Origin of the sequence: Salarchaeum japonicum (genome assembly GCF_049705945.1) — an archaeon.
GTDB classification, from domain to species: Archaea; Halobacteriota; Halobacteria; order Halobacteriales; family Halobacteriaceae; genus Salarchaeum; species Salarchaeum japonicum_A.
In genome coordinates, this window is the sequence record NZ_JBNAMV010000004.1 from 1,582,048 (window position 1) to 1,602,264 (window position 20,217).

Consider the following 20,217-nt stretch of genomic DNA (forward strand, 5'->3'; position numbering starts at 1 on the left):
CTTCGCCCGCCGACCCGAAAAAGGGCGGTCTATCCGGTGACCGTGCCCGCGACGAGGTCGGCGAGTTCGCCGGTGACGCTGTACGCGGGCGTGTCCACGCGCATCGTCGTGGCGTCCGTGATGTCGCTGAACCGCACGTGGAGTTCGTACCGCCCGTCGTCGCCGATGGGCGCGGCCTCCTGCTGGCCGGACTCCACGGCGGTCGCCCACGCGTACTCGCCGCTGTACGCGGGGTCGACGCGGCCGTTGATGTGGTAGGCGGCGGGCTTCTCGAAGTCCGTGCCCGCCATCGGGTATCCTTGGTCGTGCCAGCCAACCCAGAACCCCTCGTCGATAACGTACACGTCGGTGTAGTCCGCGGCCTGCAGGCTGGACGCGCGGATGGAGGAGAGGTGGTGGGGACACCCGCAGTAGGCGACGACGCGGTCGTCGGTCGGCCAGCCGTCCACGGGACCGCCCGCGGACTGTGGCTGGGCGGGGCTGTTCACCGCGCCGTAGATGTGGGAGTGCTCGTACTGGGTCTTCGGGCGGGCGTCCACGAACCGCGCCTCTCCGCGATCGTACCAGTACTTCGCCACCTGACTCGGCGCGAGCTTCACGGTCTGTCCGTCCACGTCCAGCGTCTCGAACGCGGACGTGTCGATGGAGCGCTCCGCTGGCGGGTCGCCGAACTCGGGGGGCAGGCCGTCCGCGGGGTCGGGGTCGTCGGGATAGTCGCCGCTCCGCACGAACGCCGTCTCCAGGTTCCCCGGATGGTAGAGCGCGGACGAGCCGGTGCCGTTCGCGGCACCGCCGCCGCCGAGACAGCCGGCGAGACCGGCGGCGGCCGCGCCACCCATCGCGCCGAGGAACGCGCGTCGGTTCATACCCGAAGCAGGGACTCCGGTAAGTTAGGGTTGACGCAGCCGGCTACGCCCGCGAGACATCGGTGACGACGCCGAACGTCGCCCAGCCGTCGCCCGCGTTCCGCCCGACCACGAGGTCGTCGCCGTCCGTCACCAGCCGGTAGGCCGCGTCGTCGTCCACCCGCCGGGCTTCCCCCTGGAAGTCCTCCTGGAAGAACTCCGCGCTCTCGATTTCGAACTCGTACGCGTCCCCGTCCTCGAACGTCAACAGCACGGGGTCGGGTGCGACGTTGTGCACGCGCTTCGCGTGTTCGTTCAGGCTCATACTGGAAGAGAGTGCGCGCACTGGCAAGGCGGTGTCGGGAGGGAAACGCCTACCACACCGTCGCGTGAATCCGGGCGCATGAAGCTCGCTCGCGCCGCCGTCGACGACGGAACAGTCGAGGGACGCTACGAGGACGGCACGCTCGTTACCGACGACGCCACGTACGACGTTGCCCGTGACGACCTGCTCGCGCCGTGTTCGCCGTCCGCGCTCTACTGCGTCGGCCGGAACTACGCCGCGACGCTCGACCAGATGGAGTACGAGCGCCCCGACCAGCCCGACTTCTTCATCAAACCGCCCGTCTCCGTCATCGGCCCCGGGGACGCCATCCCGTACCCGAGTTTCTCCGAGGAGGTGACGTACGCGGGCGAACTCGCCGCCGTCATCGACGAGACCTGCACCGACCTCGATGTCGACGAGGTTCCCGAGGTCGTGCGCGGCTACACCATCATGAACGACGTGGACGCGCTCGACCAACCCGGCCGTACGGCGCGGAAAGCGTTCGACGGCTCCGGGCCGCTCGGCCCGTGGATAGAGACCGACCTCGACCCCACGGGCATCGACATGCACACCGTCGTGGACGGTGAGCGCCGCCAGGAGTCGAACACCGAACTGATGCTGTTCGACCCCCACGAAACCATCGCGTTCCTCAGCGAGCGCTTCACGTTCCAGCCCGGTGACGTGGTCGCGTTCGGCAGCCCCGCCAATCCCGGCACCATCGAACCCGGGAGCGAGGTCGCCATCACCTACGAGGGCGTCGGCACCCTCCGCAACACCGTGCGCTAGAGGCGCTCGGGCTCTTCGACAGTTCGCTCCGAGTCGTCGGCGTCGCCCGTGTTCAGCGTGCCCGCGGGTTCGACCAGCAGGACTTTCGCCTCGCCGTCGGCCGCGACGGGCTTGTGTTCGACGCCAGCGGGCACGACGACGAGTTCGCCCGCGTCCAATTCTATCGCGTCCTCGTCGCGGAGTTCGATGGTGAGGCTGCCGTCGAGGACGTAGAACAGTTCGTCCGCGTCGTCGTGGGCGTGCCAGACGAACTCGCCCTCCAGCCGCGCGGCCTTCACGTGCTGGTCGTTCGCCTCCGCGAGCACGCGCGGACTCCACTGCTCGTCGAACGACGCAAACGCCGAGTCGAGACTGACCTTCTCCATACCCATCGATGGGTGTCGGGTCCGATGAGCGTTCGGGACGCGGAGGCATAGCACGGCCGGACGTGTCCGGGAGGTTCTTCCGTCCTCCCACCATTTACTCGAACCCAATGGGCTTCGGTAGCTACGACGAATCCGAGCAGAAAGACCAGAGCGCGGACGTGGACGAGAGCGCGGGCGTGAACGTCCACGAGAACGACCACGAGGGCGAAGTCGCGCTGGAGGGCGGCGACGACACCGACGCGCTCGTGGACGCGCTCAGCGACATGAAAGAAAGCGACGAAGAATAAGGCCCCGGAGCGTTCGTTTTCGGTCGTGCGCGAGACGTACGACAAACTGGTTCGCGACGATATCCCCGACTTGATTCGAGCAGACGGCGAAACGCCCGAGACCGACCGGGTGTCCGGCGAGCAGTATCGGGCGCGGTTGCACGAGAAACTGGACGAGGAAGTCGCGGAGTTCCACGACGACCCCTCACCCGAGGAACTGGCGGACGTGCGCGCCGTCCTCGACGCCCTCCAGAGCGCCGAATCTATCGCCGGGCAGGACGTGCGGGACGCTCGCGAGCGAAAGCGCAAGGAGCGCGGCGAGTTCGCGGACGGCATCGTCCTCCACGCAGTGCGTTCTGCCAACGAGTAACACGCTACCGGGGCTTTCAGAACCCGTTTAGGCGCGAATCGCCTCCATCGGGTAATGAGTTACAAAATCGGTCTCGTGGGCAAGCCCTCGGTCGGGAAGTCCACGTTCTTCAACGCGGCGACGATGGGTGACGTGCCGGAGGGCGCGTACCCGTTCACGACCATCGACCCGAGTCTCGGCGAGGCGTACGTCCGCGTGGACTGCGCGGCCCCGGACTTCGACGAGCAATGCGAACCGAACACGGGCTACTGCCGGAACGACAAGCGCTTCGTCCCCGTAAAACTCGTGGACGTGGCGGGGTTGATTCCGGGCGCGCACGAGGGGAAGGGTCTCGGGAATCAGTTCCTCACCGACCTGAACGAGGCGGACGTGCTCGTGCACGTCGTGGACTTCTCCGGGGAGACGGACATGGAGGGCGAACCGACGGAGGGCCACGACCCCCGCGACGACATCGACTTCCTCGAAGAAGAACTCGACCAGTGGTACCTCGGGATTCTGGAGAAGGGAATCGAGCGCTTCGAAACCCGGCACATGGCGGAGACGGAACTCGAAGTCGAACTCGCGGAACAGATGAGCGCGTTCGGCACGAACAAGGACGAAATCAAGCAGGTGATTCTCTCGCTCGGCCTCGAACTCGACCCCGAAACGTGGGACGACGCGGACGAACTCGAACTCGCCCGCGAAATCCGCAAGCGCACGAAACCGATGGTCGTCGCGGCGAACAAGATGGACACCCCCGAAGCCCGCGAGAACTACGAAGAAATCACGAACGACCCCGACTACGACCACCTCACCATCGTCCCGTGCAGCGCGCACGCCGAGAAAGCGCTCAAGACCGCGGAGGAGAACGACGTCGTCGAGTACACGCCCGGCGCGGGCGACTTCGACATCACGGGCGACATCTCCGACGAGCAGTCCGCGGGCCTCGAACAGATCCGGGACTTCATCGGCGAGTTCGACGGGTCCGGCGTCCAGCGCGCGCTCGAAGCCGCGCTGTTCGAGGAACTCGACGCCGTCGCCGTCTTCCCCGGGAGCGCGAGCGGGAACTGGACGAACGGCCCGTTCCCCGACTGCTTCGTCCTCCCCGCCGACTCGACCGCCGAGGACTTCGCGTACCACCTCCACTCCGATATCGGCGAGGGCTTCCTCCACGCCATCGACTGCCGGACCGACCGCCAGATCGGCGCCGACACCGAACTCGAAACCGGCGACGTGGTCGAAGTCGTCTCCACGAACCAGTAACCCCGAAAGCTCTTCGTCGCGCTCTCTCTTTCCAGTGATGGCAGTCACTCGTCGGTGGGTCGCCCGGACGGTGACGCTCGCCGCGCTCGGACTTGCCGGCTGTACGTCGTCGCAGGACACCGGCGTTAGCGACATCGTCGTGACGAACCACACCGCGAACGAGGTGGCGGTTACTGTTCGGGTCGTTCGCGAGGACGGCACGCGAGTACTCGACGACACCGTTTCGATAGTCGCGGGGGCAACTCAGACGTACGAAAACCCCGTTCCATTCATCGACGGTTCGCGTCACTGTCGATGTCGAGAACGGACCGAAGGGGACGCGTGACTGGGACGAGTGGGCGAGCGATTCGTCCGGACTTATCGTGGATATCCGTGCGCGGGACGTGTCGTTCTCGGTGGTCGCCGCCTAGTACTCTTCTTCGATGTAGCCGCCGAGGTAGCCGCCGACCGCGCTCATCGCGGCGGTGAACCCGACGGCGAACACGACGACGAAGATGACCGCGACGACGCCGAGCGCGGCGAACTCGATGGGGGCAAAGGGGAGCGCGGCGGAGAACAGCGCGAGCACGAGGATGATTGGGAGGGACGCGATGACGCCCGAAATCGCGCCGACGCGCGCGCCGTCCTGGGGACCGTTCGCTTGGAGGTAGCCGGCGGCCGCGCCGCCGAGGAGGGGTGAGACGCCCGTGAACGAGAGGATGACCGTGACCGCGGCACCGATCAGGGCGTTGATGAGGGTGTTCTCTTTCGCCATACGCGTCAGAATGTGACCCCGGGATAAGTCGGTTGTGCCGTTTCAGGCGCGTGCGGCGGTGACGGTGCGCTGCCAGGCCGCGAGCCAGTCGTCGAGGGACGCCGCGAGCAGGTCGTAGTGGGGGCGGACGGTGGTGTCGGGCGTTCGAACGTACTGGTCGAAGTCCTCGGGGAGCGCCGCGTCCTCGATGACGGGGAGTGAGCCGGTGAGGACGGCCATCCGGCCCTGGACGTTCGGATTCAGGAGGAATCTCGTGAACGCGTCGGCGTTCTCCGGGTTCACGGCGTCCGCGAACCGCCCGACGCCCTCGACGTGTCGGTACGCCGCGCCGTCGAGGAACTGCACGCGGTAGCGTTCGAGGTTGAGGCGGTCCCGCGCGGCGAACAGCGGCGTCGTGGACGTGCCGACGAGCAGGCCGCCGAGGCCGTTCCGGTACGCGGTCCGCGCGTCCGTGCTCGACGTGACGAGGTGCGCGCCCGCGTCGAGGAACTTCCGCCAGCGCTCGCAGGCGTCGTAGATACCGAACTCGCGGACGGACCAGGTGAAGAACGCGCGGCCGAGCGCGTCCGTCCGCGGGTCGGGGACGAGCGTCAGCGGCGCGTGTGCCGGCGAGAAGAACTCCCCGAACGTCTCGGGCGGGTCGACCTTCGTCTCGTCGTACACGAGACATACGTCGGAGCGCGTCACGGGGAGAACGCGCGCGTCGGGGTCGAACTCGTAGGCGTCCGGAACCTCGTCGTAGCCGCTCGCGGGCGCGAACAGGTCGTCGGTGCGCTCGCGTGCGGTGGCGAGCGTCGCGGGCGTCACCCCGAGGAAGGCGTCTGCGTCGACCGCCGCGCCCTGCAGGTGGCGCGCGACGTACGCGGACAGCGCGCCCGGCGGCGTCTCCCAGGTGAGCGCGGTTTCCGTGCGCGCCCGAAACTCCTCGGCGAGCCAGTTCCCGGCGATTTCGGCGTCCGGACTGGACGCGACGAACTCACGGGTTGCGCCCGCTCGCACAGTTTCTGGCGGCGTACTGGTGTCCGCGCAGCCGGCGAGCCCGGCGAGCGCGCCGGAGGCGAGCGAGGTGAGGAGGGCGCGACGACGCATCACTCGGTTCTCGTCACACGACGACCTTAGGCTTTTACGACCTACACGCCGCCGTGCATCGCGTGATTTTCGTCGTCGACGAGGTTGTGGAGGCGGCGGTCGGAGGAACTGAACTGTCGCTGACAGCGCTCGACCCACGGGGTCGTGTCCTCGATGGTCGGGTGGTCGGTGGGCGATGCGGCGGGTCGTGTCGTGCTCTGGCTCATCTGGGTGGTGTGGATTCGGGTGGATAGCGGACGGGGCTGGCTGGGGCGTGCTGGCGTGCGAGTTTGGATACGGATAGCATCACAAGTAGGCCAATACGCGAGACTATCATAAATGTTCATGCTCTACCGCGGTGTCGGCTGCCCCGTGGTACCACACATATCGGATGACTTTACCGTCTCCCCCACCAAATAACGCTGTGAGTGAAGAAAGTGGCCGCCGGAACCTCCGGATGCCAAACGACGATGAGGTCTTCGCCGTGGTCTCCCAACACAACGGGGGCAACCACGTCGAACTCAAGTGTGCCGACGGAAAGACGCGAATGGGCCGAATCCCAGGCCGCATGAAGTACCGGGTCTGGATCAACGAGGGCGACGTCGTCCTCGCCGAACCGTGGGACTGGCAGGACGAAAAAGCCAACGTCGAATGGCGATACGACGAGCAGGCAGCCGAGCAGCTCCGCGAAGAAGGCCACATCGACTAACTTTACTCTTCACACTCGTTCACGACCGCGTAGCCACGCGTCCAGCGAAAACGGCCTCGGCACTCGAACCAGTGAATATTACCGACTTACGAAACTATTTACGGGAAAAATCGATTCTCACCAAATCGATAGACTGCGTAGGGATACACGCCGAGATGCGCCCTATGTAGCGGAATACTTTCAGGCTGAAGGCGACTATCCCCGCTACGAATAAGCAGGCCGCGATTTACTGGACAGGACTGGAATCGTCGTTCATCCATAGAATAATCATACTACGGTGAATTTGTCGAGTTAGCACGAGTGAACATATGTCACTTAGGCCCATCCAACAACTGGAGGACGATTATTTCGATGATTTTGGAGTTGTCGCTCGGGACAATCCGGATGATATCATCGAATTTCTCGAAGATATTTACGAGCACGTAGAACAGGGTACGCTGCAAGAGGGTGGATACGAATATGAGGACTATCTCACTAGATTCGCTAGCGATACGTTTTGGCACACTATAGACGACCTGCTAAGTGCAGATTCTATTGAAACAGATGCCGACCCAGACGATATCAGATTTGGCCTGTTCGTCTTGATGGCCAAGCGTTCAATACTCCCAAATCCCTCTGATTTTAACACCCTTTCAGAGCTTGATGAAGAGTACAGAGACTCTGTACCCGATAGACCAACAAAGCCGTATTTCCGCTCATTACTGTATCGCTACGGGTATGAGCGTGAGCATCGACAGACAGGGCTTCAGTTAGCACACGAAGCGGTAGATGCGCAAATTGAGAATCCGTCTATTTACGACAACTTCGCAGCTCAGATAGTTGAAGTCGACGAGCAATTTGGAATCGAATCCCTCGATTTAGACATTGGCGATAGTGATGTTAGTGAACTCGCATTAGAGTACGCCGAGAAAGCCGTTCGGCAGGATTCTACCGAAGCCGAATACTATGCGACACTGGGTCGGGTATATTCTCTTCGTGGAGAGTTGGACGAAGCTGAGCGAAATGTTCAACGAGCTATCGAACTCCGACTGGATGAAGAAACACAAGGACAACCCAATACGGCCTCCTTTAGAAGTATCCTGAGAACAATCAAGTCGAAAAGGCAGATACAGAAGATAGAATCCCAATACGAGGAGGCCCAAGACCAACTTGAGGAAATCTCAGAGAAGCACGACTCCCTCGAAAAGCAATACGAATCTCTGGATGGGAAATACGATAGTATAGAATCTAAACTTGAGGATGCAGTAGAAAAATATCGCACTCAGACGTTACAGTTTATTGGCTTCTTTACAGCCCTTCTCGCTGTCGTAGTGACTTCTGTCCAAGTTACAGAAATAACGAGCTCAGTTTCCGAAGCGAGGTCGCTCATTATCACACTAATCGGTGGAATACTCGTTTCATTTGGCGGTTTCAGTCTTATGCTGCCTGATAAGGAAAGTGGATACTCGAGACCGGTTCGGATTGGAGGTATAATACTAATTGGGACTCTCCTCTTATTGGCCTCTATCGTAGATGTTCCGTACCTCAGTGGAATTTGATAGGTTACTGAGGCACGCTATGACATACTCAGTTTCTTTGCCTTCTCAGGCGCGTCTCTCAATTGTTCAAAATGCTCCTCGTTCCTGATATTCTGTGCTAAGGTGAGTAGTTCTCTCCCCCTCAGTTCAAGCCACGTTGTCCCAAGGCGACTCCGCTCTTCCTCAGTCGCCGGAATCCAGTAACAATCTCCGATGAACTTCTTGCTACCCTTGGACGCAAACGCGAATGCAGTAGTCTCCTCCGGCACCGAGGCTAACGCTTCCTGAGCGGCAATCAGATACTTGGTCCCCAATATGACGAAGACCAAGTCGTAGCCTTCGGCAAGAATTTGCCGGAGGTCCTGAGGAATGTTTTTCTCCCGGCTAACAGCCGCTACCAACTCGTTATTAGTCATCGTATCTACGTCGAGGTTCATCCGTTCTGCCCGTTGACGAACCTGCTCAATCTCGCTGAACGTACACTCGTAGGACGGAATCTCTGTCCCAGCAGAGAGGACACCAAACCCGGCAGAGATGATACGCCAATCAACATTGGCAACCTTCAAAAGCTGTTGTACGGCTGATTCGATATGTTCGTGTTCGCGTCCCGTGTACATCTCAGCCGCCGAAGCGACAGCATCAGGATATTCTCTCAGTAACTCAGTCCGCTCTCTCGAATCTATCTCATTAGGACCGATGACGGCATCAAATCGCTTCGTTCCGGAACAAGGTGAGATAACGAGCACATCCAATCCCATCGGTGTATTCTTGTTCTGAATGACTACTCAGAGAACGAAACTCTTTGTGGACGTACCGGAGTAGCATATGCTAAGGGACAACGATGGTACGACGTGAGGATATTAACCGACTCTATGGACTCCTTGACGAGTTAGAGCAAACAGTCGGCGGAAAACAGAAACTCAAGGACTGCACCGGCTATATGGACTGGCCCGACCGAGGCGTCTACTTCTTCTTTGCATCAGACGAATGCCGCGACGGCGGCGACCAACACCGAATTACTCGCATCGGGACTCACGCTGTCTCTGAGGGGAGCAGTACCTCGCTCTGGGACCGACTCAGAACGCATCGCGGAGCAAAACGGGGAACCTACGAAGGTGGCGGGAACCACCGAGGCTCCGTCTTCCGGAAACGAGTTGGTGAGGCATTCGTCGAACGTGACGACCGACACGATGAGTATCCGCATTGGGGAGAGGGCTCAAGCGCGAAGCGGGAACGCCGACTTGATGAACTCGAGATGGAGCGGCGAGTAAGCGACTATCTTCGGGACCTGCCGTTCCTCTGGCTGAACGTCGACGACGAACCAAGTGCCGAGAGCCAACGAGCCTTCATCGAACGAAACACGATTGCGCTCCTCAGTAACTACCATCGAGAGGCCGTTGACGCTCGTTCAGGTGATTGGCTGGGCCATCATAGTCGGAGCAAGAAAATCCGCGAATCCGGACTGTGGAATGTGGACCATGTCGACGAGGATTACGACCCTGAATTTCTCGACCTCTTCCGTGACCAGATAGAGGAAACTTCGCGAGTCTAAGAATCGACCGCCATCGTAGCGACAGGACACTATTATATTGGTAATGTCTGTACAGCAATAGTATGGCAATCTACGTCGATGACCCTCTCAATTCGAACGACGAAGACTGGGACATCAGTAAGTTCCACAGCGATAGCGAATACTTCGTCAAGCGACCACCCTACCAGCGAAAGACCGTCTGGGATACCGGAAAGAAGAAGGAACTAATCGACAGCTTCGTTCGCCAACTCTACGTCCCGCCTGTTGTAATCCGACAAGTTGTCCTCGACGGTAACGACCTCCGTCTCGAAGTCGTCGACGGCCAACAGCGAATCACCGCGATTCAAGAATTCTTCGAGGACGAATTCGCACTCCCCGATACCCCCGAACTCCGCGAACTAAACCCCGAACACGAGATTGCGGGGAAACGATACTCCGAACTTAGCGAGGACGTCCAGGAGTATATCGATTCTCAGTGTTCGCTCAAAGTCATCAAGCTGCGGGGTATCGACGACCCCGACGACAAGCGCCATCAGGAGTTAGCGACGAAAGTATTCTGGCGACTCCAGCAGGGCGAACATCTGACCAACATCGAGAAGAACCACAGTAAGACCTACAGCCCCGTTCGGAACTTCATCGTCCAGACAGCCGACGACATCAGCTTCGACCGAGAGAACTACGAAAGCCGCGACGACAACCCGAACCGCCACGAGTTCTTTACGCTTCTCGCTCGGAACAACGACCGACTCCAGCAACTCTCACTCCTCGCTCGCTTCATCCTGATTGAAATTGATGAAGGCCCGACGAAAGTCACCGGAAAAGAGGTTACCAAACTATTCGACTGCAAGCGAGAGGGGTTCACTGTCCACGAGGACTTAGAGGAGTTCAAACAACGCGATGAGATTCAGCGCGTTCAGCGGATGCTTGACCTCCTCACGGAGCTCTACCGCGATACCGACCTGAAGAACGGGAACGGAGAGATAGAGTTCCTAAACAAGGAGTACTTCATCCTCAGCCTGTATTCGCTCATCCGCGAGTTGGAGTTTGGAGATTACAACTTCGGGCGAGACAACTACGACGAGGTCCGGGATTTCACCGAAGAGTGGTTCAAGCGGTTCGAAGTTGAGGATACAGACGACAGCGAAATGCTCCAATTCAAGGAGGCTCGCCAGCAGAACCGAGGAGCAGTCAACAAGCGACACTACATCCTCGAAAACGCCTTCTGGGAGACAGAACCCGATATTCAAGAAACCGACAGTCAACGAGCATTCTCCCGAGCGCAGCGAATTAAGCTCTTCATCGAGAGTGACCGTATCTGCGAGATGTGCGTAGACGAAGGGAAAACCGAAGAGGAGGCAAAAGTGTCGTGGAGCAATTGGGACGCCGACCACATCGAGGAGCACTCACAGGGCGGCCAGACTGTTCTCGAAAACGCACGGGTACTCTGTCCTCATCATAATCGGAGCCGATAGCGTCCAGCAGTATCATTAATATCCTGACAGCCATCCGATTAGATGGTGATTTTCGATGACTGATGTACCATTAGCGCCCCGTCGGCCGATGGACGACAACAAGGGATTAGGCGAGGGGATGACCAGCGTAGATGTCTACTGTCACCGCCAGCATAAAGGCCAATGGCAGCAAGAGGCCGACGAACAAGGAATCAGCCTGAGTCGCTATCTGGTCGAACTCGTTCAAGAAGCTCGATGGCAGAGACATAACGACGACTGAGACGACGAAATCCCCAAGTCCGCCTCCCACGAAATCAGGACATAGACCGCGTTTTTACCGGTAATATCATTAACCTAACAACCCAATGACTATTCGGAGGTTCTAGTATGACAGAGACATCTGTGGACAGCCCCAGCGACGAACGGGACTTCCAAACGCTCCACAAGAATACGACCAGAGCCGAACTCTTCCCCGCCAAACAGCACAAAGAGGAATGGTGGGAAGAAGCCGAACACGAAGGGTCCAGCCTCAGCCGGTACCTCTACGACCTGATTCAGGAAGCCCGGATGTATCGGGACAGCGGCGCACCCTTCATCCAAACACAGGACCAGACAGTCAAGCAACTCCAAAACAAAATCGACGACCTCCAAACGCAACTTGAAGAGGCTCGACAAGGCGGCGGTGGTCGAACCCACCTCAGTATCGATGACCTCGTCACTCGGGTACTAGACCAGCAGTACCAATCACTAGACGAACTCATAGAGCGCGTCTCTGCTAGTGACGATGTCGCCCAACACCTCCAACGACAAATCGAGAACCGGCTGTACGCCTTAGCCGAGAACGGGCAGGTTGAATTCCAGCGTGGACACGGCTGGCGGCTCAAGGAGGGGAACTAACATGGGAGCCGAACCCGGTTCCTCGAAAGTCTACGACAACAAGCACGACGAGGTCAACTACTTCATCACTCGAAAGCACGCGACTGGTCGGAGCGAAAGAACGCTCAACTCGTACAGTCGCATCCTGCGTGAATTCTTCCACGACCAATTCCCGGACCTCTCACCTAGCGAAGTCGAGATTCGCCACGTCGAGGACTATCTAATGGCGCTCACAGAACGCGGCGTCTCCCAGAACTCGAAAAAGAAGTACCTGGAAGTCCTCTCCAGCTTCTACGGCTATACGATGAAACGGCCGCAGTTCGAGGGAATCACCAGCAATCCCGCTGCGGTCGTGATGGAGGAAATTCCCCGGATTCGCCCAGACCGGCCAGACTGCGCGACGTGGGAGAATGCCTGTAAACTCATCAACGCCATCCCAGACCCGAGAGACAAGACCGTCACCATCATCCTCGCAAAGACCGGTGCTCGACTGCTGGAAGTTCTCTCCATCGAAGAGGACGACGTCGACCTCGAGAAGGGATTCATTCGACTCCGAGAACGCAAGGGCGGCAAACAGACTGTCGTCCCAATCGATGACGAGACCATCTACGCAATCAAACGCTATCAGTTCGTCAACGCCGATTCAGATTCGTCATATCTCTTCACAAGCAACAAAGGAGGACGGCTCTCGAAAGAGCGGATTCGACGGGAAGTGAAAGCCGCCGCCGACCGCGCCGGCGTCGCCCCCAAAGAAGAACGACGGTTCGAGAAGAAATTCACACCTCACACGTTCCGCACGGTGTTCACGACGCTAATGCGGAAACAGGGAATGAAGCCGTACATTCTGAAATATATCCGTGGGGACGCCAAGACCGAGACAATGGATATCTATACTCGCGTCGACCGGGACGAGGCGAAAGAAGAGTACCTGAGCTGCATCAAGGAAATTGGACTCTAACGAGGATGGACAGTTGGTCGAAGTCATTATTTATCGAAACCCGTGGGAAGACCCTGAGGAGGTAGCACGCGTTACGATTGAGGGTGAGGTATCGGGGGAGACGCCAACAGCAGAATCTCTCCGAGACCGGATTCAGGACGACCGCGACCCAATCATCGGCGAGTACACGGATGGACGAGAACTGCTCCGGTATCTGGCTGCCTCGTACTCGAATGGGTATGTTATGGCTGGCTACGATAGCGAAGAGTCCCGGCGAGTCGTTGAGGAGTTGAACGACGCCGAATACCTCGACTGGGTCGAAGAGTCAGGGCTCGACACCTCGCTCTGAATCCCAAAGAGTGTACGCTGGTAGTAGTCCCTCGACTGCTCACGTATTTCTGAGCGAACCGAATAGATTGACTCTTAATCGTCATCGAACGGCTCTCTACTCCTGATAAGTAACACTCAGTCCGATGCTATCTTTGACCTGGACGTCCTGACATTTTCTCTATCAATCAGTGGCTGCTCCTTAGTGTACGTGATTGCTCCAGAGAACGGATTGTTGCTCTCGATGATGACTGGTATTCGATTGCTGATGAACGCGTTCTCAGTTCTCTCAGCTAGGACCTCCACGCCGTTACAGACCAACAGAGACCGATTCAGTCTGTTGCTCGGGAGTCTTATGATGAAACAGAGCGATTATTGATACGGTGATTTGACGTGGCATTGCTCATTTTTGGACTCAACGAAGAGAGGGACGACTGGGATGTCCTCGGGAAGATTGCTGACGGTGAAATAGTCGAGGACCCAACTGGCGAACTGGAGGCGACAATAGAAGGAGAGTATGATTTGGATGATGAGGACCACCTAAGACGGGCATTGAATAACCACTACATCAACGCTGTCCCGCTGGCAGAGGACGAGGAGTAGACCGATGCAGATTCTCTTTCAGATGTACCACGCCGGCGAGCTACACAACCTCGGTATAATCGAAGACGGCGACGTGGTCGAAAGCATCGAGGAGGGGTTTGAGGACTGGATTCGATGGGAGTTGAGTCAGCCGGCGACTCCAGATATCGATGACTCTGATGAAATTTTGGAAGCGTATGAGGGACCACACCTAATTGCAAGAGTAATCGACGAGTGACAACTATTGATATAGTATAAATAGGGGAACCTACGACGCTCCACGTTCGCTAACCTCATCTTGCGTGCTCTCCATTCCTAAATCAAATTCTGGTTTTTACCTTCATCCCCGAGTTGTTATTACTCCTTACGCGAGAGAGAACGCAAGACAAGAATGACTTCCGAATATTACTTCCAATATTGGGAGACCGTGTCTTCTCAACGTACCAAGGAATATGATGAACTGAAAGATGGAGAGGCGCTTGGTGGGAAGCGTCCTATGATTCAGAATGACCGTTTTGAGATGCTGAAACGGCTATGCGACGAAGCCGGCATAGATGACTGGGTTGGAGAGATAGACCATACCGCCACATATCAATCAAACAAACAGAAGATAATGAACCGGTATGGTCTTTCTGGATTTGAGGTTGACCAGGAGCAGAAGCTCAAAAAATTAGAAGCAGAAGCAGAAGACCGAGAAGCGGAGGCTCCAGAAGATGCTCCGACTTCGTTTGAGGAGCAGATGCGTCAGCAATCCGGTGGGACAAAGCGGCCAGCAGACACAATTGAGGTTGATTCAATTGATGGGAGTTCTGAGCAGCCAGCAAAGAACAAGCAACAAAATACTCAGTCCAATAAGTTACCGAGTGGACGACAGTCTCAGAAGTCACAAATCTCTGCCTCAGCGTCTCTCTCCCTTTCTCAAGTTCGGGATAAATGCCTTAAAGCGATTGAGGAAGCATATGCGGAAACCCAACCAGTTCTAATTGATGCTCTACCTGGGACTGGGAAAAGCTATGCTGCGGTAGAAGCGGCCTCAGCCACAGAGACACCAATCACCATACTCACTTCCCGAGGCCGAAAGGGCAGGTACGCTGAAATCGAGTCTTGGTGTCAGACGCACGGGCTATCTTCCAAAATTCTACCTAACGCTGACGAGGATTGCCCAACCTTTGATGGAAAGCACGGCCCCCAGTTAAAAAGGAGATTCAAGAAATATCGTGAGTTGGGGATTACAGTTTCAGACCTACACGCTCATTGGAACCCTCCATGTCAGAATGGGAGTGCCTGCCCCTACCAGGCTGCGTGGAACTTCCAACCAGAAAACTACGACGTCATCATAGGGCACTACACCCACGCATACGTCGAGAAAGTCATAGAGAACAGAGTAGTGGTCAGTGATGAGATACCGTCGGATGCCTTTCTTACTAAATTCGAAGATTTGCAAACCACTATCACTAATTTCCTTCAACAAACAAGCGGTATCCCATTCCCGAACTACTTCAGTCTAATTTCCAACAACGACAGCAAAAACACAGAACTAGCACTCAACTGGTTCGAAAACAGAGGAATCAACATTGGTGGTTCGAAGCAGATTCTTGACCCGACCACTACGGACTACCATATTCACGCGCCACTCCTTGTCTTAGGTATCCTCGTCTCTGAACCCCTCGGAAACAACTGGAGTAGAGCCTCCTTGGGAGGCGGTCAAGTATTTGCTCACAACCAGAACGGGAACGAGATGTCTGTTCTCACTCCGCCAACTCTGACAAACGCCAAGAATGTAATCGCATTAGATGGAACACCTACACTACGTCTCTATGACTTGATGTTCAATGTCGGATTTGAGCAAAAGCAGGTTCTTAGTGACTCAGAGCGGGAAGAATACATCCGGAATACGCAGAACCTGAAGATTGTCCAGACCGAACTCAAATATATCCGCCCATACACAAGCGGAAATAACGTCAATGTCGACCGTGATGAAGCCCTTCTTCGAGAAGTGATTGCGGTCCATGGCGATGACCCAGCAGTAATTAGCTCAGACAGAGCTCTGGGGAAGCTCAAAGCTAGAAACATCCCGATGTCTCCGAACAGCACCCACTATGGGAATCTCAGAGGTTCAAATAAATTAGCTAAGGAAGATGTCGGTGTGATTCTCGGCAGTCCCCACTATGGGGACGAATTTATCGAACGGTGGGCCGCTCTATTCGGATTCGAGGCGTCTGGCAGTAAGTCAGGTACCGCAAAATCGTATGGAGCCTTCGGTGATGAACTCCTCCAGCATATGCGAGAAAATGAGGTGCTACAAGCGATATTCCGATTTGCTCGGGATGGGTCGGGAGCGACCGTCTATGTGAATACTGGAGCAATCCCACCCTGGCTTCCCCGAGAGATAGCATTAGGTGTCTCACGTACTCGGAAGTCCACCGAACGAGACATAATTGATGTACTATCGAGGATGGGTACGGTCTCAGGAACCGAGATAGCCACAAAAGTCGATAAGCACCCGAATACGGTTCGCTCTCATCTCCGTACCCTCCAGAAAGAAGGCGTAGTCCGTAAGACCGGGAACAACAAAGGCACCCAGTGGCACGACGATGGGTTATCTAGCGCTAACAAGTATGGTGCAGTCGACCTCAACAGTATCACCAATAAGACCTATAAGATACCTATTAGGGAAATTGGTGATAAAATCGAGCTCAAAGACGAACTGGATAGGCACCTTGAGCAATATGACATTGACCAAGCTGAGCGCGACCGACTAATCGGGGATATGGTGATGACTGACCACCGAACCGAGCAAACCTAATAGACCTAATGCCGAGTCTGTTGGTTCTTGTAGGTCTTCATCAGTCGTCTTCTCACGCGGTCCTCGCAGCATTCGATAGAGATGATTCAGTCAGGTAGAAACAGAGCTTCAGCGCCGTGTACGGGGACCTCCGTACAGTCTTCGACCCTCGAAGCGTGAATCAGTCCTCAGAACTCCCCTCCTCGTAGCCAGCTTCGTATTCTTCGCGTAGCGTCTCCGACGCCTTCTTTGAGACCTTGATGATACCCTTGTTGAATCGACGGATAGAGAGATAGATGTACAGCAGGAGGAGATACGGCCAGAGAAATAGTCCGATGACGGCATAGACGACGAGTTTGAGGAATCGGTACTCCATTGAGCCGATATGGATACCGCCTATCTGAATGCCGCTCGATTCGCCTTGCTTGTCGCTGTCTGAATCAGTCATAGTAATCTCTGGCCAACGCCGTCGCTGCTAGAACTAGCGGCGGCAGTAGGACCTATTCAGAGTGACGCCGGGAAATAATATCAAATTACTTACTTTAATTGGTGGGGCGAGTTTTGTCTAATTACGTCTGTGATATGAACATATTTGTAGCTCTAATTGAGTGGTTACATTCAACATGGTAGATGCCGCCCAAATTGGCGTCGTTCAATGCAAGGAGGACGGCGATTACGACATCCTCTCGAACATCAGTCAGTCCGACATGGACGACGGGGACTTCGAGGACGCCACAGAGGCGACACAAAGCATGCTCGGCTCGCTCGCCGAAAAGAGCTTCTCAGCAAACAAGCCGACTGCTCGACTTCACGAGTTTGACTTCAGCGATGTTGCCGAGGACGATGAGCATCCCGCAAAATCACTACTGACGAAACTCAAGGACGGCGACGAGTTTGAATCCAACCTACGTAAATTAGCAGAACGGTATCTCAGAGCGGCAAATTCGGAACCAGGAATCCTCATCGCAGTCCAGTTCTCTCACAAGGGCCACGAGTTGCTTGCGATAATCAAAGCACCATACGAGGACGTCTACGAACCGGATGATGAGGTGGGACTTTCCCAAATCAGCGAGATTATCGAAGACGAACTGAAGAAGGGCGTCATCTATCCCAGAGTCAACTACTCGCTTGACGAAGCACGGCCAGACGAGGCCGGAATCTACCAGAAAAGCTACTATGCACAGCACTGGTGGAAATTCCTTGGACTCAAAGACACAAAGACCAATAACGAGGTTCTGAACGAATGGATAGTCGAAGACGTGGAGGAAGGCGACGATGAGAACCCCTTATCCGAAGCTCAGAGCGTCGATGACTTCGATGACATCCGACGAGACCTCGATGATGAGAAGTTGGAAGGCCAAGTTACAATCACTATCTCAGGCATCGATATTCGTGTGCCTCTTCGGGACGTACTTGAGCGCAAAATCTTCCTCGTCAACGATGGGTCGTACTACGTCGTCATCCCCGGAAACGAACCTAATGTCGCGGTTACAGGGCACGGTGGCGGAGATTACCGGAAAGAGATTCTAGAGAACCTGTCTGAGTACGATTCGTTCGATGACATTCAGTAATGACCGAAATAGAAGAGCACCTCTCTCAGCTTTCCCCGATGTGGGAAGGTCGAGAGATTACAGAAGAGTCTCGGATAATCGATATCGATAGCCCCGTCTCCGATTTTTCTGAGGATGCGCTTAGTGGAATCCTTCAGCTAGCCCACGAGGAGGGAGCTTATTTCGACGATTTTGAAGTGACATTCCACACGGATAGAACCGGAGAGCAGCCGATTATCCAATCTGGTGGGAGCCTTCGAATACACAACTCTGGTTTCGACACCCTCGAAAGAGCGTACGATACCGAAGACGTAGATATTCAAGACTGGCGTCGAGTCGTCGGGGACATCCTCCGTGATGACGAAGCTGGGAGATTAGCTGATTTTCTGCTTGAATGGTCTGGGACGGCGTCGATATCCCTATACGTAGATTGTATCATAGACAAATCAGAGATTGGGGACCGGCTCGAATCGGAGTTAGATAACACGCCCTCCATCTCAATTTCATTCTGGACGGAGGAGAAGCGGCTTCGAAGTTGGCTAGACCAGCATACCTCAGATTACGCAACAGTCGCCGACGAGTTCTTCGATGAACGAAATCCTCCAGTCTTTGTATTCTACGAAGAAATCGAACCAGAGTACGAATCACTGCTTCAGTTCCACTCCGTTAGCTCCTTGCTCAACTCGGAGCCGGAAGACCTCGATTTCAACGTGAGCCAGTATCGAACGCTCATGGACCGAGACCGTGATATGCTCCAAGCCGGACCCGAACTGTCGGTAGTGTCTCCTTCGCTCTTTAGCACACCTAAGGCGAGAGAATTGTTCTCGTCAGTGTTCGTCTACAGCGTCTTCGCCGGAGTCTCAAAGCGAGTGAGATTGACTGAGGACGTCTTGGAACTCGAAATCAAAACACGCCGTAAAACCGTCAGCGACGAAATCGACGGGGAGACATTCACCGATGCCGTTCAAGGATATTCAGTAGATGAACTAGCGGCGCTTTACAAGTTCTATGAGTCGTTTGTGGAGAAGGGCACACGGAACACGTATCGAGACTTCTGGCACCATAGCATCGTTGAGGAGTGTAATTCGTTCGAGGACCTGCCCCGGAAAACGGCGCAGATTCGTGAGTTCTACACGTTCTTGGAAGAGGAGGCCATCGAGAAGAATTTCGATGACCTCAACGATGCTATCCAAGACGCCCACGTATTCACCGCCGACGTTACGAGTACTGTCTCAGAGACGACACGGAGCCTAACTTCAGAGATTCAGAAAGTGGTGCTGGCGCTCCTCGGAGCAGTATTCGCTAATCTCTTTCTCGTCGTCCGGTGGTCCAACGTGGATATGGTGCTCCCGTTCTCGATATTCGTCATCTCCGGCGTCCTCCTGTTCTACTTCCCAACAATCCAAACCCGAATCGACGAACTGGACGACCTGATAAGCGAGAGCAATGATGACTTCGAGGTCTACTCTGAGACAATTCAGGATTTCTCGGGCCATCTGTTCGACTTTAGCCGATTCGATGACCGACGAGGGAGCTACGTTGAGTACGCCGAAAAGCGTCGAAAGTGGGCTGTCGAGAAGCTACAACTAGCGTTCTGGCTACTCATTGTCGTCTGGGGAGGATTAGCGATAATCTCGATTCTCGGCTACCCGCGCTCTTCAGGACAATTTCTTATCGCAGCAACCTCGGTAGTGATTACAGGAATAATCTGGGTCAGACACAAGAACGCCGACTACTACCCCGAAACAACCGAGATGCGCATCATTGGGGCCCTCCTCTCACCAGCAATCAGTCTCGCACTACTCATCTTGATTGTGACTGGGATTCGCCTGTTCATCGAGCCTCTGACGGTTGGTCAAATCACATCTGGCCAAATTTTGCAGGATTTCCTCCCGTGAGTGGCATCCTCACCGTTACTCAGCGTACAGTCT

Annotated in this window: 25 protein-coding genes; 17 read left to right on the forward strand and 8 right to left on the reverse strand. The window is 56.2% G+C overall.

Translation table 11 applies throughout. The annotated features are described in order from the left end of the window. Positions 1-29: 29 nt before the first annotated feature. Positions 30-866, reverse strand: a complete 837-nt coding sequence (locus tag ACOZ4O_RS10320) for a rhodanese-like domain-containing protein (protein ID WP_424525227.1) — start codon at positions 864-866, stop codon at positions 30-32. Positions 867-909: 43 nt separating this feature from the next. After that, entirely contained in the window at positions 910-1,170 is a 261-nt protein-coding gene (locus ACOZ4O_RS10325) for a transcriptional regulator (protein ID WP_424525228.1), read from the reverse strand. A 78-nt stretch (positions 1,171-1,248) separates the two neighbouring features. Between ACOZ4O_RS10325 and ACOZ4O_RS10330 the strand changes: the two genes are divergently transcribed. Continuing rightward, positions 1,249-1,956, forward strand: a complete 708-nt coding sequence (locus ACOZ4O_RS10330) for a fumarylacetoacetate hydrolase family protein (RefSeq protein ID WP_424525229.1) — start codon at positions 1,249-1,251, stop codon at positions 1,954-1,956. On the opposite strand, the gene ACOZ4O_RS10335 is transcribed toward ACOZ4O_RS10330, so the two are convergent. Beyond that, on the reverse strand, positions 1,953-2,321 hold the full coding sequence (locus tag ACOZ4O_RS10335; RefSeq protein WP_424525230.1) for a cupin domain-containing protein: 369 nt from the start codon (positions 2,319-2,321) through the stop codon (positions 1,953-1,955). The two genes, ACOZ4O_RS10330 and ACOZ4O_RS10335, sit on opposite strands and share 4 nt — an antisense overlap. A 107-nt stretch (positions 2,322-2,428) precedes the next feature. Here ACOZ4O_RS10335 and ACOZ4O_RS10340 point away from each other — a divergent pair, with 107 nt between their 5' ends. From ACOZ4O_RS10340 to ACOZ4O_RS10355, 4 genes are read left to right on the forward strand one after another with little or no spacing between them, the layout of a single operon-like run. Next, positions 2,429-2,608 carry a DUF5786 family protein gene (locus tag ACOZ4O_RS10340; RefSeq protein ID WP_424525231.1) on the forward strand — a complete coding sequence of 60 codons (180 nt, stop codon included), beginning with the start codon at positions 2,429-2,431 and terminating at the stop codon, positions 2,606-2,608. A gap of 25 nt (positions 2,609-2,633) precedes the next feature. Continuing rightward, on the forward strand, positions 2,634-2,957 hold the full coding sequence (locus ACOZ4O_RS10345; RefSeq protein ID WP_424525232.1) for a nucleoside triphosphate pyrophosphohydrolase: 324 nt from the start codon (positions 2,634-2,636) through the stop codon (positions 2,955-2,957). Between the two features lie 54 nt (positions 2,958-3,011). Then, positions 3,012-4,199 (forward strand): redox-regulated ATPase YchF, encoded by a 1,188-nt coding sequence (locus ACOZ4O_RS10350; RefSeq protein ID WP_424525233.1) that lies wholly within the window; start codon positions 3,012-3,014, stop codon positions 4,197-4,199. Between the two features lie 37 nt (positions 4,200-4,236). Continuing rightward, positions 4,237-4,524 carry a hypothetical protein gene (locus ACOZ4O_RS10355; protein ID WP_424525234.1) on the forward strand — a complete coding sequence of 96 codons (288 nt, stop codon included), beginning with the start codon at positions 4,237-4,239 and terminating at the stop codon, positions 4,522-4,524. A gap of 81 nt (positions 4,525-4,605) precedes the next feature. On the opposite strand, the gene ACOZ4O_RS10360 is transcribed toward ACOZ4O_RS10355, so the two are convergent. From ACOZ4O_RS10360 to ACOZ4O_RS10370, 3 genes are read right to left on the reverse strand one after another with little or no spacing between them, the layout of a single operon-like run. Further along, complete coding sequence (locus ACOZ4O_RS10360) at positions 4,606-4,953, reverse strand: DUF5518 domain-containing protein (protein ID WP_424525235.1); 348 nt, start codon at positions 4,951-4,953, stop codon at positions 4,606-4,608. 42 nt (positions 4,954-4,995) lie between these two features. Continuing rightward, positions 4,996-6,042: an extracellular solute-binding protein gene (locus tag ACOZ4O_RS10365; RefSeq protein WP_424525236.1), complete on the reverse strand. Its 1,047-nt coding sequence runs from the start codon at positions 6,040-6,042 to the stop codon at positions 4,996-4,998. 41 nt (positions 6,043-6,083) lie between these two features. After that, complete coding sequence (locus ACOZ4O_RS10370) at positions 6,084-6,248, reverse strand: hypothetical protein (RefSeq protein WP_424525237.1); 165 nt, start codon at positions 6,246-6,248, stop codon at positions 6,084-6,086. A gap of 197 nt (positions 6,249-6,445) precedes the next feature. Between ACOZ4O_RS10370 and ACOZ4O_RS10375 the strand changes: the two genes are divergently transcribed. Then, the gene (locus ACOZ4O_RS10375) at positions 6,446-6,730 is read left to right on the forward strand and encodes a translation initiation factor eIF-1A (RefSeq protein WP_424525238.1); all 285 of its coding nucleotides are present in this window, start codon (positions 6,446-6,448) and stop codon (positions 6,728-6,730) included. Positions 6,731-7,038: 308 nt separating this feature from the next. Then, the gene (locus ACOZ4O_RS10380) at positions 7,039-8,268 is read left to right on the forward strand and encodes a tetratricopeptide repeat protein (RefSeq protein WP_424525239.1); all 1,230 of its coding nucleotides are present in this window, start codon (positions 7,039-7,041) and stop codon (positions 8,266-8,268) included. Positions 8,269-8,285: 17 nt separating this feature from the next. Here the strand turns inward: ACOZ4O_RS10380 and ACOZ4O_RS10385 are convergent, their stop codons facing one another. Beyond that, positions 8,286-8,993 (reverse strand): hypothetical protein, encoded by a 708-nt coding sequence (locus ACOZ4O_RS10385; RefSeq protein WP_424525240.1) that lies wholly within the window; start codon positions 8,991-8,993, stop codon positions 8,286-8,288. A 95-nt stretch (positions 8,994-9,088) separates the two neighbouring features. Between ACOZ4O_RS10385 and ACOZ4O_RS10390 the strand changes: the two genes are divergently transcribed. From ACOZ4O_RS10390 to ACOZ4O_RS10425, 8 genes are all read left to right on the forward strand, one after another. Beyond that, positions 9,089-9,799 carry a hypothetical protein gene (locus tag ACOZ4O_RS10390; RefSeq protein ID WP_424525241.1) on the forward strand — a complete coding sequence of 237 codons (711 nt, stop codon included), beginning with the start codon at positions 9,089-9,091 and terminating at the stop codon, positions 9,797-9,799. Between the two features lie 62 nt (positions 9,800-9,861). Further along, on the forward strand, positions 9,862-11,250 hold the full coding sequence (locus tag ACOZ4O_RS10395) for an HNH endonuclease family protein (protein ID WP_424525242.1): 1,389 nt from the start codon (positions 9,862-9,864) through the stop codon (positions 11,248-11,250). Positions 11,251-11,616: 366 nt separating this feature from the next. Next, the gene (locus tag ACOZ4O_RS10400; RefSeq protein WP_004042144.1) at positions 11,617-12,126 is read left to right on the forward strand and encodes a hypothetical protein; all 510 of its coding nucleotides are present in this window, start codon (positions 11,617-11,619) and stop codon (positions 12,124-12,126) included. 1 nt (position 12,127) lies between these two features. Continuing rightward, positions 12,128-13,063, forward strand: coding sequence for a site-specific tyrosine recombinase/integron integrase (gene xerA / locus ACOZ4O_RS10405; protein WP_424526166.1), 936 nt, complete (start codon positions 12,128-12,130; stop codon positions 13,061-13,063). 13 nt (positions 13,064-13,076) lie between these two features. After that, positions 13,077-13,391, forward strand: coding sequence for a hypothetical protein (locus tag ACOZ4O_RS10410; RefSeq protein WP_424525243.1), 315 nt, complete (start codon positions 13,077-13,079; stop codon positions 13,389-13,391). A gap of 371 nt (positions 13,392-13,762) precedes the next feature. Continuing rightward, complete coding sequence (locus ACOZ4O_RS10415; RefSeq protein ID WP_424525244.1) at positions 13,763-13,972, forward strand: hypothetical protein; 210 nt, start codon at positions 13,763-13,765, stop codon at positions 13,970-13,972. Positions 13,973-13,976: 4 nt separating this feature from the next. Further along, positions 13,977-14,189, forward strand: a complete 213-nt coding sequence (locus ACOZ4O_RS10420; protein ID WP_424525245.1) for a hypothetical protein — start codon at positions 13,977-13,979, stop codon at positions 14,187-14,189. Between the two features lie 258 nt (positions 14,190-14,447). Next, positions 14,448-16,757, forward strand: a complete 2,310-nt coding sequence (locus ACOZ4O_RS10425; protein WP_424525246.1) for a winged helix-turn-helix transcriptional regulator — start codon at positions 14,448-14,450, stop codon at positions 16,755-16,757. Positions 16,758-16,917: 160 nt separating this feature from the next. On the opposite strand, the gene ACOZ4O_RS10430 is transcribed toward ACOZ4O_RS10425, so the two are convergent. Further along, complete coding sequence (locus ACOZ4O_RS10430; protein ID WP_424525247.1) at positions 16,918-17,184, reverse strand: hypothetical protein; 267 nt, start codon at positions 17,182-17,184, stop codon at positions 16,918-16,920. Between the two features lie 175 nt (positions 17,185-17,359). On the opposite strand from ACOZ4O_RS10430, the gene ACOZ4O_RS10435 reads away from it, so the two are divergent. Further along, positions 17,360-18,307 (forward strand): hypothetical protein, encoded by a 948-nt coding sequence (locus ACOZ4O_RS10435; protein WP_424525248.1) that lies wholly within the window; start codon positions 17,360-17,362, stop codon positions 18,305-18,307. After that, positions 18,307-20,184, forward strand: coding sequence for a hypothetical protein (locus tag ACOZ4O_RS10440; RefSeq protein ID WP_424525249.1), 1,878 nt, complete (start codon positions 18,307-18,309; stop codon positions 20,182-20,184). The genes ACOZ4O_RS10435 and ACOZ4O_RS10440 overlap by 1 nt, the downstream gene beginning before the upstream one ends. Positions 20,185-20,217: the final 33 nt, after the last annotated feature.